General features: G+C 53.4%; 18 protein-coding genes and 1 tRNA gene. 15 read left to right on the forward strand and 4 right to left on the reverse strand.

All coding sequences use genetic code 11. The features are described from left to right. Window positions 1-18: 18 nt before the first annotated feature. The 7 genes from RJP21_RS26990 (at window position 19) to RJP21_RS27020 (ending at window position 6,908) form a co-directional block, all read left to right on the forward strand. A complete protein-coding gene (locus tag RJP21_RS26990; RefSeq protein WP_310862034.1) occupies window positions 19-873 on the forward strand; it encodes a phosphate ABC transporter substrate-binding protein in 855 nt (284 codons plus the stop codon). Between the two features lie 92 nt (window positions 874-965). Beyond that, entirely contained in the window at window positions 966-1,916 is a 951-nt protein-coding gene (pstC, locus tag RJP21_RS26995) for a phosphate ABC transporter permease subunit PstC (protein WP_397386292.1), read from the forward strand. Further along, complete coding sequence (pstA, locus tag RJP21_RS27000; protein WP_310862035.1) at window positions 1,913-2,794, forward strand: phosphate ABC transporter permease PstA; 882 nt, start codon at window positions 1,913-1,915, stop codon at window positions 2,792-2,794. Before pstC ends, pstA begins: the two co-directional genes overlap by 4 nt. Window positions 2,795-3,087: 293 nt before the next feature. Then, window positions 3,088-3,756: a phosphatase PAP2 family protein gene (locus RJP21_RS27005; protein WP_310862036.1), complete on the forward strand. Its 669-nt coding sequence runs from the start codon at window positions 3,088-3,090 to the stop codon at window positions 3,754-3,756. A gap of 165 nt (window positions 3,757-3,921) precedes the next feature. After that, window positions 3,922-4,635 (forward strand): FadR/GntR family transcriptional regulator, encoded by a 714-nt coding sequence (locus tag RJP21_RS27010; protein WP_310862037.1) that lies wholly within the window; start codon window positions 3,922-3,924, stop codon window positions 4,633-4,635. Continuing rightward, the gene (locus tag RJP21_RS27015; protein ID WP_310862038.1) at window positions 4,628-5,845 is read left to right on the forward strand and encodes a CynX/NimT family MFS transporter; all 1,218 of its coding nucleotides are present in this window, start codon (window positions 4,628-4,630) and stop codon (window positions 5,843-5,845) included. Before RJP21_RS27010 ends, RJP21_RS27015 begins: the two co-directional genes overlap by 8 nt. A gap of 181 nt (window positions 5,846-6,026) precedes the next feature. Next, on the forward strand, window positions 6,027-6,908 hold the full coding sequence (locus tag RJP21_RS27020; protein ID WP_310862039.1) for an AraC family transcriptional regulator: 882 nt from the start codon (window positions 6,027-6,029) through the stop codon (window positions 6,906-6,908). 151 nt (window positions 6,909-7,059) lie between these two features. Here RJP21_RS27020 and RJP21_RS27025 read toward each other — a convergent pair whose 3' ends face one another. Continuing rightward, complete coding sequence (locus tag RJP21_RS27025) at window positions 7,060-7,839, reverse strand: class I SAM-dependent methyltransferase (RefSeq protein WP_310862040.1); 780 nt, start codon at window positions 7,837-7,839, stop codon at window positions 7,060-7,062. 289 nt (window positions 7,840-8,128) lie between these two features. On the opposite strand from RJP21_RS27025, the gene RJP21_RS27030 reads away from it, so the two are divergent. Beyond that, on the forward strand, window positions 8,129-9,874 hold the full coding sequence (locus RJP21_RS27030) for an ABC transporter ATP-binding protein (protein WP_160045119.1): 1,746 nt from the start codon (window positions 8,129-8,131) through the stop codon (window positions 9,872-9,874). Beyond that, window positions 9,867-11,684: an ABC transporter ATP-binding protein gene (locus RJP21_RS27035; protein WP_310862041.1), complete on the forward strand. Its 1,818-nt coding sequence runs from the start codon at window positions 9,867-9,869 to the stop codon at window positions 11,682-11,684. Before RJP21_RS27030 ends, RJP21_RS27035 begins: the two co-directional genes overlap by 8 nt. A gap of 164 nt (window positions 11,685-11,848) precedes the next feature. On the opposite strand, the gene RJP21_RS27040 is transcribed toward RJP21_RS27035, so the two are convergent. The 3 genes from RJP21_RS27040 to RJP21_RS27050 form a co-directional block, all read right to left on the reverse strand. Beyond that, the gene (locus RJP21_RS27040) at window positions 11,849-13,141 is read right to left on the reverse strand and encodes a glycosyltransferase family 8 protein (RefSeq protein WP_310862042.1); all 1,293 of its coding nucleotides are present in this window, start codon (window positions 13,139-13,141) and stop codon (window positions 11,849-11,851) included. 52 nt (window positions 13,142-13,193) lie between these two features. After that, complete coding sequence (gene galU / locus RJP21_RS27045) at window positions 13,194-14,072, reverse strand: UTP--glucose-1-phosphate uridylyltransferase GalU (RefSeq protein WP_310862043.1); 879 nt, start codon at window positions 14,070-14,072, stop codon at window positions 13,194-13,196. 801 nt (window positions 14,073-14,873) lie between these two features. Further along, window positions 14,874-14,947: transfer RNA gene (locus RJP21_RS27050), tRNA-Arg, on the reverse strand. 428 nt (window positions 14,948-15,375) lie between these two features. On the opposite strand from RJP21_RS27050, the gene RJP21_RS27055 reads away from it, so the two are divergent. The 6 genes from RJP21_RS27055 to lonB all read left to right on the forward strand — a co-directional run bounded on the left by RJP21_RS27055 (window position 15,376) and on the right by lonB (window position 23,187). Beyond that, the gene (locus RJP21_RS27055; RefSeq protein ID WP_310862044.1) at window positions 15,376-16,221 is read left to right on the forward strand and encodes a hypothetical protein; all 846 of its coding nucleotides are present in this window, start codon (window positions 15,376-15,378) and stop codon (window positions 16,219-16,221) included. A gap of 140 nt (window positions 16,222-16,361) precedes the next feature. Then, entirely contained in the window at window positions 16,362-17,687 is a 1,326-nt protein-coding gene (tig, locus tag RJP21_RS27060) for a trigger factor (protein WP_310862045.1), read from the forward strand. Between the two features lie 381 nt (window positions 17,688-18,068). Next, entirely contained in the window at window positions 18,069-18,659 is a 591-nt protein-coding gene (gene clpP, locus RJP21_RS27065; protein ID WP_160045114.1) for an ATP-dependent Clp endopeptidase proteolytic subunit ClpP, read from the forward strand. 12 nt (window positions 18,660-18,671) lie between these two features. Continuing rightward, window positions 18,672-19,928, forward strand: coding sequence for an ATP-dependent protease ATP-binding subunit ClpX (gene clpX, locus RJP21_RS27070; protein ID WP_160045113.1), 1,257 nt, complete (start codon window positions 18,672-18,674; stop codon window positions 19,926-19,928). A 125-nt stretch (window positions 19,929-20,053) separates the two neighbouring features. After that, on the forward strand, window positions 20,054-21,151 hold the full coding sequence (gene ispG / locus RJP21_RS27075; protein ID WP_160045112.1) for a flavodoxin-dependent (E)-4-hydroxy-3-methylbut-2-enyl-diphosphate synthase: 1,098 nt from the start codon (window positions 20,054-20,056) through the stop codon (window positions 21,149-21,151). 254 nt (window positions 21,152-21,405) lie between these two features. Further along, on the forward strand, window positions 21,406-23,187 hold the full coding sequence (gene lonB / locus RJP21_RS27080) for an ATP-dependent protease LonB (RefSeq protein WP_310862046.1): 1,782 nt from the start codon (window positions 21,406-21,408) through the stop codon (window positions 23,185-23,187). Window positions 23,188-23,253: the final 66 nt, after the last annotated feature.

The following is a 23,253-nucleotide window of genomic DNA, read 5'->3' on the forward strand; positions in this document are numbered from 1 at the left end:
CGAGAGGAGATTATTCCCATGAAATTATTCAAAAAAATATCGCTTCTGGCCGCAGCCTCGCTCGTGGCCGTATCCACCCTCGTCGGCTCGGCATCGGCCGCTTCGGGACTGTCGGGCAAAATTACGATCAACGGCTCAACGGCGCTGCTGCCCTTGACGCTGCAAGCGGCGAAGGAATTCCAAAAGCTCAATCCGAAAGTTAAAATCGCGGCTTCCGGCAAAGGCTCCGTGACCGGACCACAGGCGGTGAAAAAAGGCATCGCCGACATCGGCGCCTGCGATTGGGACGCCAGCATGGACGTTCCCGGCTTTAAAGCCTTTGACGGCCAAGTTGCCAACAAAGTTGCGGTGATTCCTTTCGCGACGATCGTCAACAAAAACGTGAAAGTCAACAACCTGACGACCGAGCAGCTGAAAGGCATCTACTCCGGGAAAATCACGAACTGGAAGGAAGTCGGCGGAGACAACGCGGATATCGTCGTCATCACCCGCGCCTTCGGTTCCGGCACGCGCGTTAACTACCAGGCTAAGGCGCTGGCAGGCGGCGACATCGTGAAAAAGGATAAAAACTACAAGGAAGTCGGCTCCAGCGGCGACATGAAAACGGCCGTGGCGACGACTCCGAACGCCATCGGATACATCGACCTGGTATATGTGAACAGCGACGTAAAAGCTCTCAGCTTCAACGGCGTAGCTCCGACCACGGACAACGTCATCAACGGCACGTACAAAATTTGGGCGTACGGTTATTACATGACCAAAGGACAGCCGACAGGCGCGACGAAAGCGTTCATCGAATACGTGCAAAGCGCAAAATTCCAGCAAGGTTCCCTGAAAAAACTGAAGTTCATTCCGATTTCGGCGATGCGCTAATGCCGTAAGCGGCAGTAAGCCTTGACCTTATCATGGATACTTAGAGGCCAGTCCTGAACCAAGGGCTGGCCGCTTTATAGGAGGAAACATTTGTGAGCACGTCTGTCCAGCCACTTCTGCCCGAAGATACGGGACCGCTCGCGAAACCGTCCGACGGGCGGTTCGGCCGTTACGTTCGAGCGCGATTCGCGAACCGGCTGTTCAAGTATTATTTCCTGTTCAGCATTTTGGCCCTTTGCTTTGTTTTGGGGCTCGTCATCTTTTTTATCGGCAAGACGGCGTTATTGACCTTCGCCCATATTTCCTTTGCCGATTTTTTCCTGTCGTTGAATTGGACGCCGGAAGACGAGCATTTCGGGGCGGCCGGCATCATCATTAACACGTTGTCCTTGACGGGCTTAACGCTCGTCATGGCGGTGCCGGTGGCGGTCGGTTTGGCCGTTTTGATCGCCGAAATCGCTCCGAAATGGATGCGTAACATGATGCGTCCGGTGCTCGATCTGCTTGTCGGCATCCCGTCCATCGTATACGGGTATCTCGGCCTGACGGTCTTGATCCCGATCCTGCGCCGAATGAGCGGGGAAAACTTGGGCGACGGGCTGCTTGCCGCGGCTTTGGTGCTTGCCCTGATGGTGCTGCCCACCATTTGCCGGATCAGCGACGAAGCCATTTCCATGGTGCCGAAAAAATACCGGGAAGCGGCGTACGCGCTTGGATCGACGCGGCTGCAGGTGATCATGAGGGTCGTCATTCCGGCGGCGGGGCGGGGGATTGTTGCGGCGATCATTATGGGGATGACCCGGGCGATCGGGGAAACGATGGCGGTGGTCATGGTCATCGGGAATACGGCGCAGCTCGCCAAGACGCTGTTTACTCCGGCGTCCGTGCTGACGAGCAACATCGTGATGCAAATCTCCAACGTCGAGTTCGATTCGACCTGGAACTACGCGCTCCATATGATGGCTTTTCTGCTGCTCGTCATTTCGTTCCTTCTGATCCTGTTTATCCGCTATCTCGGACGGAAGGGGAGTGACAAAGCATGACGCCGACGGCGCAAAGCCGCAAAATGCAAAGATCGCTTGCGTACAACAAGCTTGCGACGGGCGCTTTTTATGGGTTGGGGGCGCTGGTGCTGCTATTGATCTTTTGGCTGTTGTTCACGATTCTCAGCAAAGGCCTTCCCGGCCTGACGCTGGAATTTTTGACGAAACTGCCGGAGGACATCGACCCCGGCGGCGGAATCGGACCGGTCCTGTTCAACTCTTTTTACATTTTGTTTTTGTCGCTGGCGATTTCGATTCCGATCGGCGTCGGCGCCGGAATTTACATGGCCGAATACGCGCCCGAAAATAAATTCACCGAAGTGCTGCGCATCTGCGTGGAGAGCCTGTCTTCCGTTCCGTCCATCGTCTTCGGGATGCTCGGCCTCGCCATTTTCGCCGAATATTTTCAGATCGGATTGACGATTTTGGGCGGCGCGGTCAGCCTCGCTTTCCTCAATTTGCCGATGCTGGCCAGGGTGACGGAAGAGGCCGTCCGCGCCGTGCCTCACGACGTGAAAAACGCTTCCTACGCCCTCGGAACGACCAAATTCCAATGCATCCGCACCGTCGTGCTGCCGATGGCGCTGCAGGGGATCATTACGGGGATTTGTCTGGTCGCGGGCCGCGCCTTCGGCGAATCGGCCGTCATTTTGCTGACGGCGGGCCTCAGCACGTCGGGCGAAATGTGGGACTTCAATTTGTTTTCGCCGGGCGAAACGCTGGCCGTCCATCTTTGGTACGTGCAGTCGGAAGCGATCGTCGAGGATGCCGCATCGATTGCGCAGCGCTCTGCCGCCGTACTGGTCGTTGTGGTACTGCTCATCAACCTGCTTTTCCGCATTCCGCTGTGGATCAACAATCGGAAATTGAAACGTTAGCATGCATAAGGTAAGAGCCTTCGTGCCGATCGGGCGCGAAAGGCTCTTTTTTATATTATTAAGAAAGTATCGCTATTAAAGCAAATTCCATGATTTGCGGGGAGAGTCCAGCATTTTGCAAATGGGAACGGATTACGTCCGGATATGGCGCTAGCGCCGTTATCTTCACGAAATATCTACATTTATCGGTGTTGAATGATGGCGGATGGCGGAGTACAATGATTCAGCGAGGTTTTTCTTGAAATATGCCGTTTGTCCAAAACCCGATTTCGAAATTGAAAGGTACTGATTATATGTCATGGCTCAAAAAAAGGATTCCCAAGCAGCTGCTCCGCTGGGCTCCTCTCTTGCTGATGCTCGTTTTTCCCGTTCTCGGGAGTCTTTACCAACTGGTGAACCAGCCGACGGATAACGTGTATTCGCTTGTCACGCCGCTGGATAGGGCCACCCCCTTCATCAAATACTTTGCGGTGCCGTACGGAGTTTGGATTTTTTACATTTATGTATGCATCGTCTATTTTTTCTTCCGCGACCGTCCTTCGTTTTACCGGTCCATTTTTTTGTATACGGTTTGCGCGTTAACGTGTTACGTCATCTATATGGTGTTCCAAACGACCGTCCCGCGGCCTGTCGTCACCGGGAACGATCCGTTTGCGATGCTGTCGCGGTTTATTTACAACCGGGATGAGCCGTTTAACTGTTTCCCGAGCATCCACTGCTTCTCCAGCTACATGGTCATGCGGATGATCTGGAAGAGTCCGGCCCGCAACGGCAAAAACGTCACTTTGATCACCGGCATGTCGCTGCTTATCATCGTGTCGACGTTGTTCATGAAGCAGCATGTCATCATGGACGTAATCGGCGCGGTGGCACTCGTCGAAATTTACAATTTCTTGTTCATTAAACTGCCTGAATGGCATAGAAACAAAATGGCGTCGGAACGCCGCGAGCTTCAGGCATAACCATGCATTTTTTTATGAGAAGGGCTGCTTATCCCAAGCAGCCTTTTTTGCTGTTATCGACGCGGTTATTTTCAGATTTTTTCGGATTTTTTTTCTGAAACTAGTGCAAAAATCAAAGCTTGTGATATAATTGAACCAAACATCCGATGTTTGGAGGACATGTCGATGACATTACAGCGCCCAACGAAACGAACGCTTGTCGAACAAATTGTGGCCCAGTTGGAGCAGCTTATCGAAAACGGGACTTGGCCCGTGGGAGAACGGATTCCTGCCGAACCCGAGCTTGTCAAGGAGCTGGGCGTCAGCCGGAACACGATCCGGGAGGCGATTCACGCGCTCATTCATGCGGGGTTGCTCCGGACAAGACAGGGGGACGGAACCTACGTATGCTCGGCCAGCAGTTTAAAGCCGGTGCTGACGCGCAGGCTGGAACGTTCAAAACTGAGCGAAACGCTTGAAGTGCGGTCGGCTTTGGAGCAGGAGGGAGCCCGTCTCGCCGCGCGGCGGAGAACGCCGGAGGATACCGGAAAAATTCGCTCGGCTTACGAAGCATGCATCCAGGCCGAAGCCAGCGGGGATATCGAATTACACGTCCAGGCCGACTATGCTTTTCATAAAGAAATCATCGCGGCGGCGCATAATTCGATTTTGAGCGATCTCTATGATTCCATTAGCGAAGCGGTGCTTCAGGTCGTTACATACGGCAGCAGCCGTCTGTGTTTATTGCAGCTCCACTCGGAGTTCAACGCGCGTTTGGTCGAATCCATCGCCAACCGGGACGAAGACCGGGCGGCCGAAGCCGTCCGCGAGTATATCAACGCTTCGCGCTCGATACTTTTACAAGATACACAAGGGGGAAATGAACAACATCATGAATAACGCAACCGAAACGAAAATCAAACCGGGCAACGAGCCGGCATCCACAGGAGTGAAAGCGGCGGTGCTGCTGCTGGGGATCATCATGATCGCCACGACGCTCCGGTCGCCGATTACGGCGGTGGGACCGCTGATCGAAACAATCCGCAGCGATACCGGCATGTCGCACACGCTCGCCGGCTTGCTGACGACTTTTCCGCTGCTGGCCTTTGCCGTCATTTCGCCGCTCGCTCCGAAACTTTCGCGCAAATGGGGGATGGAACGGACGTTGTTCCTTGGGGTGCTTGCCGTAACGGCCGGCGTGCTGCTGCGGTTCATTCCGTCGCTGACCGCCTTGTTTGCCGGAACGATTTTGCTTGGCGTGGGCATCGCGCTTAGCAACGTGCTGCTTCCAAGCTTGATCAAGCGGGATTTTCCGCTGCGCACGGGAATTATGACGGGGATATATTCGGTATCGATGAACATTTTCGCGGCGGTGGCTTCGGGGATCAGCGTTCCGGTCGCCTCCCACCTGCATTCGGGCTGGAGAGGTTCGCTTGTGGTGTGGGGAATTTTATCCGCCGCGGCGCTGCTTGTTTGGCTGCCGCAGCTCCGGTATCATCATCAGGCGGCCCAGGTGAAGGTTTCAGGCAAAAGCGGCGTCTGGGGTTCCAAGCTTGCTTGGCAGGTAACCGTCGTGATGGGATTGCAATCCTTTGTATTTTATTCCGTGGTTGCCTGGCTGCCGGAGATTTTGACCGAGCGCGGGATGGATTCTTCGACGGCGGGCTGGATGCTTTCGCTGCTGCAGCTGTTTAGCGTCCCCGTAACGTTTATCGTGCCCGTGCTTGCAGCCAAATTCAAAAACCAGCGTTTGCTCGTGTTCCTGACGTTCCTATGCTTTATGATCGGCTTTACGTTCCTTCTGACCGGCGTCGAGGCGCTCGTGCCCGCGGCCGTCATTCCGATCGGCATGGCGACAGGCTCCGCCTTTGGCTTGTGCACGATGTTTTTCGTGCTCCGCACCCATAATTCCCAGCAGGCCGCGGAACTATCCGGGATGGCGCAATCGATCGGCTATTTGCTGGCGGCAGTCGGCCCTTTGCTGTTCGGCTTTGTCCACGATCTGACCGGCAGCTGGACGGCGGCCATCGTTTTGCTGGTCGCGGTCGGCATCGTATATATGCTCGCCGGATGGGGAGCCGGAAGCAATCGCTATATCGGGGAGAAATAACTCCGCGCGGCGGCCCGGGAGACGATATGATCTTCCTGCGGGCTGCCGTTTTTTTATTTATTATAGTTTCCGGGATTAGAGTTTCCCGTGTCCCCGCGAACGACCCTGCAACATGGGGCACGGATCGTCGGATACACATTTCTTTAACCTGCTATTCTTGGATGCGAAGGAGGTCATGAACATGGATGTGCTGAAACAGGTGAACAGGGCCATCAAGTATATCGAAGACCATCTGGACGACGACATCGACTACAAGGAGGCGGCCAGGCTGGCATTGTGCTCGGAATATCATTTCAAAAGGATGTTTTCTTTTCTGGCCGGGATTCCGCTTTCGGAATACATCCGGCGCAGGCGCCTGACCCGGGCTGCATTCGATTTGGCCGAAGGCGGGATGAAGGTGATCGACGTTTCCGTTAAATACGGATATCAGTCGGCGGATGCGTTTGCCAGAGCATTCCAGCAGTTTCACGGCATTTCGCCGTCGGAAGCGCGAAGCCGCGGCCGTTCGCTAAAAGCATTCCCTCCCATGGCCTTCCGATTATCCGTTGAAGGAGGAGAAGAAATGAACTATCGTTTGGAAGAAAAAGAGGCGTTTCGCATCGTGGGCTTGAAAAAAAGGGTGCCGATCGTTTTCAACGGGGTGAACGCGGAAATTGCTTCGATGTGGGCGAGTTTGGACGAAGGGACGATCTCTTTGCTGAAACAATTGTCCGACGTCGAGCCGCGGGGGCTGATCAGCGCGTCGGCGAATTTTTCGGAAGGACGGATGAACGAGCAAGGCGAACTTGATCATTACATCGGAGCGGCTACAACGGCTGAGTGTCCGGACCATCTGTCTTCGCTGGAGGTTCCGGCCCTGACTTGGGCCGTATTTGAAGCGGTCGGGACTTTTCCCGATGCCTTGCAATCGGTGTGGGGACGGATTTACTCCGAATGGTTCCCGTCCTCGGGTTACGAAGCGGTTGAAGGTCCCGAACTGTTGTGGAACGAGAGCAAAGATACGTCCTCGCCCAACTACAGGAGCGAAATTTGGATTCCCGTTGCGAAAAAACGGGCGATATGAATGACAAGGTAGCGATGAACTAAGGCTGGATGCGCATCGGCCTCGTTAAAATGAGTACAAGGACTTCCCGCCGGGGATGCGTTTAGCCAATCGGCCAAACCTACCGGCGGATCGAAGTCCTTTTTTTGTACCTATGCCGGCGACGAACGGGTCAGTTTGCTGCTGCCGGTTTTTCGGCCACCACCCGCAGACGTTTATAATCGGCATATACCGCCCCGTCTTTCCACAGCGATCCTAGCACCTCTCGGCTGATTTTCCCGCAAGCGTCGCCGATTTGTTCGGCGGTTAATCCTGCGAAAAACGGGCCGCCGAATTGCGAAAGCCAGCTAAGCATGCCTTTTTGCCCGTCCGGAAGTTTCGTGGGGCGGTCAAAATAGACCAACAGGCGGACGATAAAACCTTGGCGCTCCAGCAGGGCGGCGTATTCGGCGGGAGTGGGAAAATACCACGGATTTCTCGCGGCGGCATCGATCCCGTAGTCCCGGGTCAAGACGCCTACGATGGCCCGGACGATGGCGCCGACGTTTCCCGCCCCGCCGAATTCCGCCACGAAACGCCCGCCGGGTTTCAGCGCTTGAATGACGCTTTGCGCAGCATTTTCGGCATTTTTCATCCAATGCAGCGCCGCGTTCGAAAATACGGCGTCATACAGCCGATCCGTGTCGAAGCGCTGCGCGTCACCCGTACGAAAGGAGATCTCCGGATATTTTGCCCTGGCCCGTTCGATCATGGCCGAAGAAGCGTCGAGCCCGATCACTTCCGCTCCCGATGCCGCGATTTCGCTTGTCAGGTCGCCCGTGCCGCAGCCCAAGTCAAGGATGGTCTCGTGTTTTTGAGGATTCAGCAAGGACAGCAAATCTTTCCCGTATTCGGATACGAATCCGAGCTTCCGGTCGTAATCAAGCGGCTTCCATTGATTCATCGATTCCATTTGAAGCACCCCCTTATGTTCGTTGGGATGATTTTGACACATGTTCTGTTATAATTGAAATATATGAAATCTATAAAATAAATAGGAAAAATCTATAAGACATTGTCGGATAGAGCGTTTTCATCATCCGTAAATTTTTTTTGGCGGCAAAAAAGTTCAGTGATATCAACGCTTTGCGGCCATGGTGTTCGCCTTGCGCCGCCCATGGCATTTTTTAATTGTGCTATATTTTAGTTGAAGAATGAACGTTAAGAACGATGCCGCTTCAAGCATGAGGAGGGACGACATTTTGAGAAACTTTGAACTTCTCACCAAGTATCTAAAGGAAAACAAGCTGCTCTACTTGACCGCCGTGCTGCTCATCATCTTATCGAACGTAGACCAGTCCTTGCTCCCGCAGATGCTGGGAAAGGTAACGGATGGGCTCAAGGACGGCACGCTGGGACGGGACGGAATCATTCAGTACAGCCTGATTTTGCTGGCCATTGCGGTATCTTACGGGATCATGTTCGGGCTTGGGCAGTATACGATCATGAGGCTCGGACGGCGGTTCGAGTTTATTACCCGCGGCCGCATATTTGCCCAGTTTTCAAAGTTAAGCGAGGATTTTTTCTCGAGGCAGGGCACCGGGAAGCTGCTGAGTTACGTGATGAACGACGTAACTTCGGTGCGCGAGGCGATATCCTTCGGCGTGACGCAGACGACCAACGCGGTGTTTATGGTCGTTTCCTGCGTGGCGATGATGCTGATCACCGGCATTCCGGTCGTACTGATTCTGGTCAGCGTATGCCCGTTGGTGCTGATTCCGTTTCTTGTCATCTATTTCGGGCCGCGGATCCGGGAACGATCGATGAAAGTCCAGGAAAACCTGGCGACGATGACGGAATCCGCGGACGAGCAAATCGGCGGGATTCGGGTCACGAAGACGTTCGCCATCGAGGAAACGGCTCAGCGGAGGTTTGACCGCACGGTGGACGGCGTCCGTGAGGCGCAGCTCCGCCTCGTGCGCATGTCCTCCTTGTTTCAGGCGATCCTGCCGTTTCTCGGCGCGTTGTCGCTTGTCGTATCACTGCTCGTTGGCGGTTATATGACGATTGGGCATCATTTGTCTCTGGGCAGCTTCGTGGCGCTGACGTTTTATTTGCGGATGTTGATGGGGCCGCTGCAGCAAATCGGCAACGTCATCAACATGATGCAGCGTTCGGGGGCGTCGCTGGAGCGGGTAAACCGCCTGCTGGCGGAAGTGCCGAGCGTTCGCGACCATGATTCGGCGGTCGAGCTCAGCTCGATTGGGGATATTGAAATTAACCATTTGGATTTTGCGTATCCGGGAGCTTCGGAAAAAGCGCTCGAGGATGTCAGCTTTACGATCCGCAAAGGCCGGACGATTGGACTCATCGGGCGGACGGGCAGCGGGAAATCGACGTTGGCGAAGCTGCTGCTGCGGATCTATGAACCTCCCGCCGGCAGCATCCGCGTGGGCGGGGAGGATATCAGGGACGTATCGCTGGACACGCTGCGGCGTAAAATCGGTTATGTGCCGCAGGACGGATTTTTGTTCAGCACGGATATAGCGGACAACATCGCGTTCAGCGACCGGTCGGCGAATATGCAGCAAATCCGCAGCGCAGCGGATCAGGCTTTACTGCTGGACAGCGTGAATACATTCAAGGAAGGTTTTCAGACGAAGCTGGGCGAACGCGGCCTAACCCTTTCGGGCGGGCAAAGACAGCGGGCCAGCTTGGCGCGGGGCTTGATGAAAAAACCGGAGCTGCTGATTCTCGACGACAGCATGAGCGCGGTCGATACGCTCACCGAGTCGGGGATATTAAACAATCTGATCCGGGAGCGGCGGGGCAAAACGACCCTTATCATCGCTCACCGCATCAGCAGTGTCCGGCACGCCGACGAAATTATCGTGTTGGAGGAAGGGCGCATCGTGCAGCGGGGCAGCCACGAGCAGCTGCTCGCGTGCCGTGACGGACTGTACGCTTCCTTGCATCGCATTCAGCAGGAGGGATTGCAGCATGCCTAGTTCTTCGGCAACCGCGACGGCCGGAAACGCCGTTTCCAATGAACAGAAAAGCAAATCGTTTGCGGCGTTTAAACATGTCGTGAACTATGCCAAACCGCATAAGCTGACGTTCGCCGCCATTTTCGTCTGCGCCCTGCTCGGCATTTCGGCGGATCTGCTGCAGCCTTACCTGGTCAAAATCGTCATCGACGACCATCTGGCCAAAGGGAAAGCGGAATTCGGCTTTATCGCAATGATGGCCGGGATTTATTTAGCGATCTCGCTGATCAGCTTTTTGTTCACCTATCTGCAAAACAATTTGCTCCAATTCGCGGGACAAAGCATCGTGGCGAAAATCCGGAAGGATTTGTTCCATCATATTTCCAAAATGTCCATGTCGTATTTTGATAAGGTCCATCGCGGCAGCCTGGTCACAAACGTATCGAGCGATACCGAGACGATCAGCCAGTTTTTTACGCAGGTGCTGCTCAGCCTTATCCGGGACGGGATGACGCTTGTACTCATCATTTATTTCATGTTCCGTCTTGATACGACGCTGGCATGGTATTCGCTGACGATTTTGCCGGTGATCGGCTTGGTCGCCTTTATGTTCCGGCGTTATCTCCGTCAGGCTTACCAGGTGACGCGCAGCCGCCTTTCGCGGCTGATCGGCTTCATCGCCGAAAATTTGTCCGGCATGGGGCTGATCCAAGCCTTCCGCCAGGAGGAAGAACAGACGCGGCGGTTCAACGAGCACAACCAAAGCTATTGGGAAGGCAACATGCGGGAGGTGCGTGCCAACGTCCTGTTCAACCGGACCTTCGATATTTTGGGCAACCTTGCCTTGGTGCTGGTCGTGTGGCTCGGCGGGATGGCCGTATTCCATAAGTCGGTCGAGGTCGGCGTTTTGTACGCTTTTACGAGCTATATCCGGCAATTTTTCCAGCCGATCAACCAAATTACGATGCAGTGGAACACGTTTCAATCGACGATGGTGTCCATGGACCGGATTTGGAAAATATTCAGCACCGAGCCGGAGGTCCAGGATCCGCGGCCTGAGCGCAAAGCCGAACTGCGCGTGGAAAAAACGCGGGGAAAAGTCGATTTTGACCATGTCACGTTCGGTTATGCGCCTTCGAGTCCGGTCATTCCCGATCTCGACCTGCATCTGTCCGCTGGGGAGATGGTAGGGATCGTCGGCACGACCGGGGCCGGGAAAAGTACGCTGATCAGCCTGCTGAACCGTTTTTATGACGTCAACCGGGGCAGCATCCGGATCGACGATGTCGACATCCGCGACATCCCGCAGCAGCAGCTTCACCGGCTGGTCGGCCTGATTCAGCAGGAGCCGTTCCTGTTTTCGGGCAGCGTGCTGGATAACGTCAGGCTTTTCCAGGACGACATCCCGCGGGAGCAGGTCATGGAGGCCTGCCGGCAGGTCGGCGTGCATGACATGATCATGCGGATGCCGCAAGGCTATGATTCGCAGCTGTCCGAGCGGGGCAGCGGGTTGTCCGCGGGCGAGCGGCAGCTGATTTCTTTTGCGCGCATCATGGTGTTCGAGCCAAGGATTCTCATTTTGGATGAAGCGACGGCCCATCTGGACTCGCAGACGGAGCAGCTGGTGCAAAACGCCCTGCAAACCGTATCCGAAGGAAGGACGACGCTGATCATCGCCCACCGCTTGTCAACGGTGATGCATGCCGACCGCATTTTGGTCATGAAGGACGGCCGTGCGGTCGAGGAAGGCACGCATGATGAACTGATCGCCATGCACGGTTACTATGAGCAGCTGTTCAACCACGCTAAGCAGGCGTCGGAGGAAGAATGAGCCAGGAACTTTCTTGGCTGTTCCGCAAAAGAAGGAGCCGCTTCTCGGTCCATCCGACCGGGAAACGGCTCCTTTGTCTTGATACAAATGCGATTTGCGCATTATAAAGGCCGCTTCGTATTTTGTCATGATGTATTGTCATTGATTTTTTTGCTTGGCGGTCGCTATTTCAAGTTCAACAGCGGGGGCGTGGGCACTCTCGACCCATGAACGATGCGGGGGGACTGTTTTTTGGGTTGAATCGCTTTTTTATTCGGTCGGGGGATGGCCGTTTTCTTCGTCTCTTGCCGTACGAATACGGCAGCCGAATCCATGGGAATGCGCACCGTTTTTTTGCGCCGTTTTGACTCCGCCTGCTTGTTTTTTGTCTCTGTCTGCCCGACTTTTCTCTCTGTCTGCTTGACAATTGTCTCTGCCTGCTTGATTTTTGTTTCCGTTTGCCTGTTCCTTGTCTCTGTTTGCTTGTTCCTTGTCTCTGTTTGCCTGTTTCTTGTCTCCGTTTGCTTGTTTTTTGTCACGCGTATGCGTTTTTTATAACTTGGCTTCCGGCTTCTTCGCGGAATAAGCAGGTAGCGTCGGCTGCGGGTCTTTCTTCTGAATGTTCTAGGCTTCGCCGGCGTTACGGCGGGCATGACGGTCGGCACGACAGCGGGCATGACGGCAGGCATGACGGCACGCGTTCTCCAAGGGGTCATATTGAGATTTTCCTCATACAGGGCAAAACTCGGAGAAATAGGGTCCCACCATTTTACGTCACCGGCAAAATGAACGATTTTATTATAAAAATCCTGGTCGGGATGATGGGCGCTGAAAGAGTTAAAGCGTTCGTCCAACTGAAGATAGTTCCCTCCGAACACATAGTTTAATGTGTCCTGGTCCGGCATGGTCGTACCCGGAAAATTGCGCAGAAAGTTCACCACTTCAACATACCAGTTCAAGTTTTGGCGAATATTGTTTAGTTCAAATACGATGACCCCGGAATTAAAGTAGGTTTCCGGGTTCAGCCCATACGACGCAACAACATCCGGTATGCCCATGATCCCCTGGTCGCGAACCGCAGCCAAATAGCAGCCGTTCAAATCGATGTCCCACAATTCAGAGATATCCATATTCACTAAGATGTCGCAGTCCAGGTAAATGACTTTGTCGACGGAAACCAGTGTAGGCAGCAGAAGGCGGTACAGGCTTCCCGAAGTCCAGCGCTCCAGCGAGCTGCTCCCGGATAACACTTCAGCCATTTCGACAGGCAGGGCTACCGGATAAAAATTGATTTGGTGATTAAAGCTGGAAGCTAAACCTGCAAGCCTGTTTTGGTTTTCTTCCGTTAAGGTTTCGTCGTGAAGGATATGAACATTGATCATGGTAACCGTATTGCGGAAAACCGACGCCAGAACCGCGGCGGCATGTTCGGAATAACTTCCGTCCTGATCATTAAAAGCCAAAGCCAATTCGATCATTCGGTCCATCACCTCTCCCAACATCGTTTTGAATTGCGCTTTTCTTCGGTGCTTATTCCGGCTTGTTTTCCTTCAAAAGCTGGGTAATTTCGTCCTGCAGGTTATCCTTTAGATGTTCGCGTTGTCCCGTTAAGGCTAAAATGGCCTTAAGATAACCAAGCGGATCGCCTACATCATGCCATCGGCCGTCGATTTCGCAGGTGTAAACCGCTTCTTTGGCCAACAGCTGATTCAAAGCGTCCGTGAGCTGGATTTCGCCTCCGACCCCAGGTGCCTGATTCTCCAGAATATCAAAGATCGACGGAGTCAAAATATAACGGCCGACAATGGCCAGCTGTGACGACAACGTACCGGCCGGAGGTTTTTCGACCAACCGGTCCGCAAAAGCGAAAGACTCGATCAACGGTTTCACGTCGACGATTCCGTAGCTGGATACCTTGTCTGCCGCCACCGTCTGAACCCCCAGAATCGAGGTTTGAAGCCTTTCAAATCCTTTGATCAGCTGCTTTAGCGCCGGAGGCTCCGCCTCGAAGAAGGTATCTCCGAGCAGCACGGCAAAGGGCTCTTCTCCGATGAACTTCCTTCCGACGCTTATGGCATGCCCCAGGCCTTTGCGCTCTGATTGGCGAATATAATGGATGTCTGCTTTGCCCAAGAATTCCCTTACTTTACGGAGTTCTTCAAGCTTCCCTTTTTGCTGCAAGTAATGTTCAAGCTCATGGGCAAAATCGAAATGATCCTCGATGACCTTCTTGCCTTTTCCGGTGACGACCAAAATCTCTTCAACTCCGGAGGCGACGGCTTCTTCGATGATAAATTGTATGGTGGGTTTATCGATGATCGGAAGCATTTCCTTGGGGATTGCTTTGGTAGCCGGAAGAAGCCGCGTTCCGAAACCTGCTGCCGGAATGATCGCTTTACGAATCTTCAAGCGGTCCTCCTCCTTTTATGCAGTGTCATATGGTGCATTATATTCCCGAGGGTGGCGAGAATTATGGACAACAATCTAGTGGGAGAAAAAATAATTCCTTTAAATAAAAAATGCCGCTCCAAAGAGCGGCAACACGTCCCAGGATCGGGATGCAGCCCTTACGGGCTGACTGCGAAGCGGATGCTAACGAAGTTAATGCTTCGACGAACCCCTATTGGGTTCTCATCCCTCCGAGGAATAAAAAAAACCGCTCCAAAAGAGCGGCAACACGTCCCAGATCGGGATACAGCCCTTACGGGCTGACTGCGAAGCGGATGCTAACGAAGTTAATGCTCCGACGAACCCAATTGGGTTCTCATCCCTCCGAGGAATGAAAAAAAGCCGCTCCAATGAGCGGCAACACGTCCCGGATCGGGATACAGCCCTTACGGGCTGACTGCGAAGCGGATGCTAACGAAGTTAATGCTCCGACGAACCCAATTGGGTTCTCATCCCTCCGAGGAATGAAAAAAACCGCTCCAAAGAGCGGCAACATGTTCCAGATCGGGATACAGCCCTTACGGGCTGACTGCGAAGCGGATGCTAACGAAGTTAATGCTCCGACGAACCCAATTGGGTTCTCATCCCTCCGAGGAATGAAAAAAACCGCTCCAAAGAGCGGCAACACGTCCCAGATCGGGATACAGCCCTTACGGGCTGACTGCGAAGCGGATGCTAACGAAGTTAATGCTCCGACGAACCCAATTGGGTTCTCATCCCTCCGAGGAATGAAAAAAACCGCTCCAAAGAGCGGCATTTGTACGTCCCAGGAGGGATTCGAACCCCCGACCGACGGCTTAGAAGGCCGTTGCTCTATCCTGCTGAGCTACTGGGACAAGAAAAATTTCAAGCAAGAAATATCGTAACATATGGAGCGAAGTTTTGCAATAATAAATTGATATAATTTAGCAAGAAAAATTGTTCGGGTTTGCACCCTCCAAACCTGCCCCCGCAAAACGAAGAATCTCCGTTCATTTTATTATTATGTTCACGAAACCCTAATAGAACCACACTTTCCTTTCCTTTGATCATAGGCCGGACAAAAAAATTTCCCTGCCATGCCGCTCCTTAAACGATGCGACAGGCGCGATTCGAACGGCCCGTTTTTTTCATGTGCGGCAGGGTTATGCTATAATCAACAATTAATTGAAGCAAATCGGGTAGAAAGGAGGAAACCCCTATCAATGAATCCGCATTCCCCGGAAAAGACAACATCATCCTCTTTCCAAAGACGCTCGACTTCTATCAGATTCAGCTGACGGTCATGCTGGAAAACGAACGGTACGGGGAAGCCATGGATCTTTTGCGTTTTTTGCTCCAATGCCAAGGGCAGGATCAGCGGCATTACGACGAATGGCGGGCGCTGCTGGAGTGGCTTGAGGCCGCCTTTCCCCAATCGGCGCACGGGACGAAGGACCGCGAAGACGACGGGGAGGCCGAAGAAGAGCCGAGTGAAGAGGACATGAAACGGCAGAACGTCCGGGCAAAGCTGGCGGAAGACCGGTTTTATGCCGAGAAGCTGCTCCGCACCGCCCAGCAGGAGCCGTTCGGCGAGCAAAATCTGCTTGCGCTCGAGCAGCTATCGTACCTGGAAGGGGCGGATATCGACAACGCGCTCGTCGAATGGCTGCAAAGCCGGCCGTTGCATCCGCTGCTTCAATTCCGCGTCCTGCAAACCTTGCGCAAACGCGGAATGCTGGGAAGCATCGAGCTGATCCGCGGGCAGGAACGGGCCCAAATCGACGTTGAATCCGTGCCGCTCGGCCCGGAAGAATTTCCGCCTCAGATCGCCCTGATTACGGAACGGGTAGCCCAACAAACGGAAGTTCAGGAGCCTACGCTCTACTATTTTGCGCAGGAGCTGTGGACGCAGTTTATTATGGCCATTTACGGAACGGACGATTATGATTCCATCGTTAACGAGCAGGATGACGAAACGATCGACATCTGGGCGGCCTCGCTGCACCAGATCGTCGCCGAAACGCTGACGGGGAGCCGCAGCGACGAGGAAATCAGGCATATGTACGGCGTGACCGACACGATGCGCTTTCGCTTCGAGCAAGCGTACCGCACCATGAAACAGTTCGTGGCCGCAGGAACGAACGCCTAGCAAAAACAGGAAGCCTTGCCTGAAGACTAGCTTCAGGGATACCCTTGAAAAAGGGGACAATCTTGTTTATACTATAGTGGTTATTCTGTGCGTGTTAAGCCAATGACCATGTGAAATATTTTTGGAGGGGAAAGCATAAAATGAAAGCAACCTGGGAAAAAATAGAGAAGAACCTTGGCGTTCTTGAAGTTGAAGTTGAAGCGGAACGCGTATCCGAGGCTCTTGACAAAGCCTTTAATAAAGTAGTCAAAAAAGCAAGCGTGCCTGGATTCCGCAAAGGCAAAGTGCCTCGCCCGATTTTCGAAGCCCGTTACGGTGTGGAAGCACTGTATCAAGACGCGATCGACATTCTTCTTCCTGAGGTTTATACGGAAGCCGTTAACGAAACGGACATCTTCCCTGTAGACCGCCCTGACGTCGAAATCGATCAATTCGCCAAAGGACAAGCTTTCAAGTTCAAAGCCAAAGTAACGGTTAAACCTGAAGTTACCCTCGGCGCTTACAAAGGCGTAGAAGTTCCTGTGGAAAAAGTCGAAGTAACCGACGAAGAAGTGAACGAAGAACTGAAACGTCTTCAAGAGCGTCATGCCGAACTCGTCGTGATCGACGAAGGCGCGGCTCAAGACGGCGACATCGCTATCATCGACTTTGACGGTTATGTAGACGACAAACCATTCGAAGGCGGCAAAGCAGAGCGTTATTCCCTCGAGCTTGGCAGCGGCACGTTCATCCCTGGATTCGAAGAGCAGGTTGTCGGCATGGCAACAGGCGACTTCAAGGACGTTGAAGTAACGTTCCCTGACACGTACCATGCGGAAGAGCTGGCCGGCAAACAAGCGGTGTTCAAAGTCAAAGTTCACGAAATCAAACGCAAACAGCTGCCTGAGCTGGACGACGAATTTGCCAAAGACGTAAGTGAATTCGAAACGCTGAACGAATACAAAGAAGATCTGAAAAAAGAACTTCTGGCTCGCAAGGAACAAGAAGCCAAAGGCAAAAAAGAAGCTGCTGTCGTAGACAAAGTTTCCGAAAACGCCGAAGTGGACATTCCGCAAGCGATGATCGACAGCGAAATTCAAAACATGATGCGCGATTTTGACAACCGTCTCCGCAGCCAAGGCATGAACCTTGAAATGTTCCTGAGCTTCTCCGGTCAAACGACGGCCGATCTGCAAGAGCAAATGAAGGACGACGCCGAAAAACGCGTTCGCAACAACCTCGTTCTCGAGCAAATCGCGAAAGAAGAAAACATCGAAGTGACCGAAGAAGACATCAATAAAGAGCTCGAAACGATGGCTGAAGCTTACAAACGTACTGCCGACGAAATCCGCAACATTTTGGCGGCAAACGGATCGCTCGCAAGCCTGCGTGACGAAATTTCGCTTCGCAAAACGGTAGACCTTCTCGTTGAAAACAGCAAGGAAGTGGAAGCAAGCGAAGCGACTGCTGAAGAAAAAGCAGAATAAGTTCCGGAAGAGGCTAACTCATCTGGGGACATGACGGCAGTTATGTCTTTCATATGAAATCTATAGAGATAAGGCACGTATATTTCATTGCGTGCCTTATTTTTAACTAGGATTATCCATTTTATTCATAAACCATGTATAAAATGGATTTTATTCACTCTTCCGTCCATTTAAGGATTTGCGCGTGGCCCATAACCCCGCAAAATCCCGATACATAAAAGCGTCAAGCCGTGCGACAGGCCATTTTTTCTGAACGGGTTCATACACTGTACTGCGGGATGGAAAGTGAAAAATGACATCAAGCTTTGAACATGATAGAATAATGCTGTAAGCCTGATGGATGCACGCATTACATCTTTAAACGGAAAAGAGGTTGGACACATGAGTCTGATACCTATGGTTGTAGAGCAAACCAGTCGGGGCGAGAGATCTTACGATATTTACTCCAGATTGCTGAAGGATCGCATCATCTTCCTCAGCAATGCGATCGACGATGATGTAGCCAATCTCGTCATAGCACAGCTATTGTTCCTTGCTGCCGAAGATCCTGAGAAGGATATCCATTTGTATATCAATTCTCCCGGTGGTTCGGTTACTGCAGGGATGGGTATATACGATACGATGCAATATATTAAACCCGATGTATCCACCATCTGCGTAGGCATGGCAGCGAGCATGGGCTCTCTCCTGCTGACAGCGGGTGCGCCGGGCAAACGTTATGCGCTAGCCAACAGCGAAGTGATGATTCACCAGCCGCTGGGCGGGGTTCAAGGGCAGGCAGCCGACATCCAGATTCACGCGAGCTGGATCATTAAAACGAGACAAAAGCTCAATCAAATATACGTGGAACGCACAGGTCAGCCCCTTGAAAAAATTGAACGCGACACGGATCGTGACTTTTTCATGAGCGCGGAGGAAGCGAAGGCGTACGGCATTATCGACCAGGTTCTCACTTCACCGATTATATCTTAAAGGGGTGTTTACATGTTTAAATTTAACGATGAAAAAGGGCAGCTGAAATGCTCTTTTTGCGGGAAATCCCAGGAACAAGTGCGCAAGCTTGTCGCGGGTCCCGGTGTTTATATATGCGACGAATGCATCGAGCTCTGCACGGAGATCGTGGAAGAAGAGCTCGGTCATGACGAAGAGCTGGATCTGAAAGACATTCCGAAACCAAAGGAAATTTGCGACATTCTCGACCAATACGTCATCGGCCAGGAACAAGCGAAGAAATCGCTGTCCGTTGCCGTTTACAACCATTACAAACGGATCAATACGGGCAGCAAGATCGAAGACGTCGAGCTGCAGAAGAGCAACATTCTCCTGCTCGGCCCTACCGGTTCCGGTAAAACGTTGCTTGCCCAAACGATGGCCAAAATTTTGAACGTGCCGTTTGCAATCGCGGACGCAACGTCCCTCACGGAAGCCGGTTATGTCGGCGAAGACGTGGAGAACATTTTGCTGAAGCTGATTCAGGCTGCGGACTATGACGTGGAAAAAGCCGAACGCGGCATCATTTATATTGATGAAATCGATAAAGTAGCCCGCAAATCCGAAAATCCGTCGATTACTCGCGACGTTTCCGGAGAGGGCGTGCAGCAGGCCCTGCTTAAAATTCTTGAAGGCACGGTCGCTTCCGTTCCGCCGCAAGGGGGACGCAAGCATCCGCATCAGGAATTTATCCAAATCGATACGACGAACATCCTGTTCATCTGCGGCGGTGCCTTTGACGGTCTCGAACAGATGATCAAACGCCGGATCGGCAAAAAAGTCATCGGCTTCAACGCGATGGGCGAAAACCAGAAGGACCTGAAACCGGGCGAGTACCTCGGTCTGGTGCTTCCGGAAGACCTGCTGAAATTCGGATTGATTCCGGAATTCGTCGGACGCCTTCCCGTTATCTCCACGCTGGAGCCGCTGGACGAGAAGACGCTCGTGCGCATTTTGTCCGAACCGAAAAACGCGCTGACAAAGCAGTACCAAAAGCTGCTTGAAATGGATAACGTAAAGCTCACCTTCGAGCCGGAAGCCCTCGAAGCCATCGCAAGGGAAGCGATCAAGCGCAATACCGGCGCCCGCGGCCTTAGAGCGATCATCGAAGGCATTATGCTGGATGTCATGTACGAAGTTCCTTCCCGCGACGATATCAAAGACTGCGTCATTACGGAGCAGGTCGTGAAGGAAAAAATCGTGCCTGAACTGCTCAGCAAGAAAGAGAATAAACAAGAGGAAAGCGCCTAAGTTCTAAGGGCGGCAACGCATCCGCTTTCCGAAATTCATGCCGGTTCTCCACTTCCTCCCCTCAAGGCTGCAAGCCGATTGCAGGGGCAGGGGTGGAGTCTTGGCGTTATGGGAGAGAACAAACCATGTTTTTGAGACAAGACACTAGACCCGTAAAAGTCGGTAATTTGACGATCGGCGGCAGCAATGAAGTCGTCATTCAAAGCATGTGCACCACCAAAACCGCAAACGTCGAAGCGACGGTTGCCGAAATTCTCCGCTTGGAAGAAGCCGGCTGCCAACTCGTGCGCGTCACGGTGAACAACAACGAAGCTGCCGAAGCGATCAAGGAAATCAAAAAACGGATTCATATCCCGCTTGTTGCGGATATTCATTTTAACTACCAGCTCGCGCTTAAAGCGATCGAAAACGGCATTGACAAAGTCCGGATTAATCCGGGCAACATCGGCAGCCGCGAAAAAGTCGAAGCGGTCGTCAAAGCGTGCAAGGAGCGCGGCATTCCGATCCGCATCGGCGTTAACGCAGGTTCGCTCGAAAGCCATCTGCTGGAGAAATACGGCTACCCGACGCCGGAAGCGATGGTGGAAAGCGCCCTGTACCATATTGGAATTTTGGAAGACCTCGATTTCCACGACATAATCGTATCGCTTAAGGCATCCGACGTGCCGATGGCGATCGAAGCTTACCGCAAGGCGGCGGAAGTCATTCCGTATCCGCTGCATCTGGGCATCACCGAGTCCGGGACGTTGTTCTCCGGTACGATCAAAAGCTCGGCCGGCCTCGGCGCGCTCCTGGCGATGGGAATCGGCAGCACGATCCGCATTTCGCTTAGCGCAGACCCGGTCGAGGAAATAAAAGTAGCCCGCGAGCTTCTTAAAGCGTTCGGCCTGATTTCCAACGCGGCCACGCTCGTTTCCTGCCCGACCTGCGGCAGACTCGACATCGATCTGTTTTCGATCGCCAACGAGGTCGAAGCTTACATCTCGAAGCTGAAAGTACCGATTAAAGTATCGGTGCTCGGCTGCGCGGTGAACGGCCCGGGCGAAGCGCGCGAAGCCGATATCGGCATCGCCGGCGGCCGGGGCGAGGGACTTCTTTTCCGCTACGGGGAAATGATCCGCAAAGTGCCGGAAGCCGAAATGGTCGACGAGCTCAAAAAAGAGATCGACGAGATCGTAAAAGTATATGAAGAGACCGGAAAAATTCCGGGACGCAAGCATTAATGATGTTCAGCTGCACGGCCTTTCAAAAGGCGTGCAGCTTTTTTTATGCCGAACTGATCCGGGCCTGCCCCGATGAAACGTCTTTTATAGGAGAGATTTTGCTCGATTTTAAAAATATGCCCATATTTCCCGCTTTGTTGCGTTTACGTAAGTGTGAAACGGCTATACTACCATGTATCAGGCCGACCCTGGGATCATGGAATCGAAGAATGGGGGGATTGGCCGCTTGACAGAGAAACGGGAGGGTTTAGGATATGAATTTGAGCATGATCATGATGTTGGTTCAATTTTTCTTTGCCGTCATCATCGGCATCTATTTTTGGAATTTGCTGCGAGGACAAAAAACTAACCGCACCGCCGTGGACCGGGAATCCCGCAAGGAAATGGACAAGCTGCGGAAGCTGCGTTCCATATCGCTTACGAAACCGCTCGCCGAGAAAACGAGACCGCAATCGCTCGGGGATATCGTCGGGCAAAAGGACGGGCTGCGCGCGCTAAAGGCAGCGCTGTGCAGCGGCAATCCCCAGCATGTCATCATATACGGACCGCCCGGCGTCGGCAAAACCGCGGCCGCGCGCGTCGTGATGGAAGAAGCGAAGCGCAATCCCGCTTCCCCTTTTAAGGCTGACGCCAAGTTCACGGAAATCGATGCGACGACCGCCCGTTTTGACGAGCGGGGCATTGCCGATCCGCTGATCGGATCGGTGCATGATCCGATATACCAGGGGGCCGGCTCCATGGGCGTTGCGGGGATTCCGCAGCCCAAACCGGGCGCCGTGACGAAAGCGCATGGGGGCATTTTGTTTGTCGACGAAATCGGGGAGCTGCACCCGATCCAAATGAACAAGTTGCTAAAAGTGCTGGAAGACCGTAAAGTTTTGCTCGAGAGCGCATACTACAATTCGGAGGACAGCAATACGCCCGCGTATGTCCATGACATTTTCCAAAACGGGCTCCCCGCCGATTTCCGACTTGTCGGCGCCACGACGCGCTCCCCGCAGGAGCTGCCGCCGGCGCTGCGGTCGCGCTGCATGGAAATTTATTTCCGTCCGCTGCTGCCGGACGAAATCGGACGGATCGCGGAGGACGCGATCCAGAAAATCGGGCTTAAGCCATGCCCGGAAGCGGTTGAAGTCGTGAAACAGTACGCGACGAACGGACGTGAAGCCGTCAACATCATTCAGCTGGCCGCCGGCCTTGCCTTGACCGAAAAAAGGGATTCGCTTGCCGCCTCCGACGTGGAGTGGGTAGCAAGCAGCAGCCAGCTTCAACCGCGTCCGGAACGCAAGGTTCCCGACCGGCCGCAGGTGGGCCTCGTCAACGGCCTGGCCGTTTACGGTCCGAACATGGGGGCGCTGCTCGAAATCGAAGTGACCGCCGTTCCGGTCGCACCGGGCGAAGGAAAATACAATATTACCGGCGTCGTCGAGGAAGAAGAAATCGGCGGGAACTCCCGGACGCTGCGGCGGAAAAGCATGGCCAAAGGTTCGGTCGAAAACGTCCTGACCGTGCTCCGTTCCCTGGGTCTGAATCCGGGAAACTATGACTTGCACATCAACTTCCCGGGCGGCACGCCGATCGACGGACCATCCGCGGGGATCGCCATGGCCACGGCCATCATGTCGGCGGTCAAGGGCATTCCGGTGGACAACCGGGTCGCCATGACCGGGGAGATCAGCATCCATGGCCGCGTCAAACCGATCGGCGGCGTCATTGCCAAAGTCGAAGCGGCATTTCAAGCCGGAGCGACGACGGTCATCATCCCGAAGGAAAACTGGCAAACGCTGTTTGAAAACCTGGAAGGACTGCGGGTCATTCCGGTCGATAACGTACAGGAAGTGTTCCTTCATGTTTTCGGAAGCGAGTTGAAGCCGGAGGCGGCTGAAGCCGATGCACGAGCCGAGGCGCAGGAACAACCAAGCGAGGCGATGGACAAAAGCGCGGCGCCGGAAATTTTCCCGCAGGCTCCCGCCGCTTCGTTTTTGCAGGCGAAGCCGGGCCGTCAGGGGCAAATTACCGATGCGGGCACATGTTGAAGCAGCCGAATGATTGGTTTTTTTTGTGAACATTTGCTAAAATAAAACCGGATGTGTATAACCTGA

It is taken from the genome of Paenibacillus sp. VCA1 (assembly GCF_031583795.1).
Lineage (GTDB): Bacteria > Bacillota > Bacilli > Paenibacillales > Paenibacillaceae > Paenibacillus_AQ > Paenibacillus_AQ albilobatus.

Excerpts from the sequence above, each read along its gene's own strand:
- RJP21_RS26990 (WP_310862034.1), top strand. The coding sequence starts at position 19 with ATGAAATTATTCAAAAAAATATCGCTTCTGGCCGCAGCCTCGCTCGTG.
- pstA (WP_310862035.1), top strand. The coding sequence starts at position 1,913 with ATGACGCCGACGGCGCAAAGCCGCAAAATGCAAAGATCGCTTGCGTAC.
- RJP21_RS27005 (WP_310862036.1), top strand. The coding sequence starts at position 3,088 with ATGTCATGGCTCAAAAAAAGGATTCCCAAGCAGCTGCTCCGCTGGGCT.
- RJP21_RS27010 (WP_310862037.1), top strand. The coding sequence starts at position 3,922 with ATGACATTACAGCGCCCAACGAAACGAACGCTTGTCGAACAAATTGTG.
- RJP21_RS27015 (WP_310862038.1), top strand. The coding sequence starts at position 4,628 with ATGAATAACGCAACCGAAACGAAAATCAAACCGGGCAACGAGCCGGCA.
- RJP21_RS27020 (WP_310862039.1), top strand. The coding sequence starts at position 6,027 with ATGGATGTGCTGAAACAGGTGAACAGGGCCATCAAGTATATCGAAGAC.
- RJP21_RS27025 (WP_310862040.1), bottom strand. The coding sequence starts at position 7,839 with ATGGAATCGATGAATCAATGGAAGCCGCTTGATTACGACCGGAAGCTC.
- RJP21_RS27035 (WP_310862041.1), top strand. The coding sequence starts at position 9,867 with ATGCCTAGTTCTTCGGCAACCGCGACGGCCGGAAACGCCGTTTCCAAT.
- RJP21_RS27040 (WP_310862042.1), bottom strand. The coding sequence starts at position 13,141 with ATGATCGAATTGGCTTTGGCTTTTAATGATCAGGACGGAAGTTATTCC.
- RJP21_RS27055 (WP_310862044.1), top strand. The coding sequence starts at position 15,376 with ATGCTGGAAAACGAACGGTACGGGGAAGCCATGGATCTTTTGCGTTTT.
- tig (WP_310862045.1), top strand. The coding sequence starts at position 16,362 with ATGAAAGCAACCTGGGAAAAAATAGAGAAGAACCTTGGCGTTCTTGAA.
- clpP (WP_160045114.1), top strand. The coding sequence starts at position 18,069 with ATGAGTCTGATACCTATGGTTGTAGAGCAAACCAGTCGGGGCGAGAGA.
- clpX (WP_160045113.1), top strand. The coding sequence starts at position 18,672 with ATGTTTAAATTTAACGATGAAAAAGGGCAGCTGAAATGCTCTTTTTGC.
- ispG (WP_160045112.1), top strand. The coding sequence starts at position 20,054 with ATGTTTTTGAGACAAGACACTAGACCCGTAAAAGTCGGTAATTTGACG.
- lonB (WP_310862046.1), top strand. The coding sequence starts at position 21,406 with ATGAATTTGAGCATGATCATGATGTTGGTTCAATTTTTCTTTGCCGTC.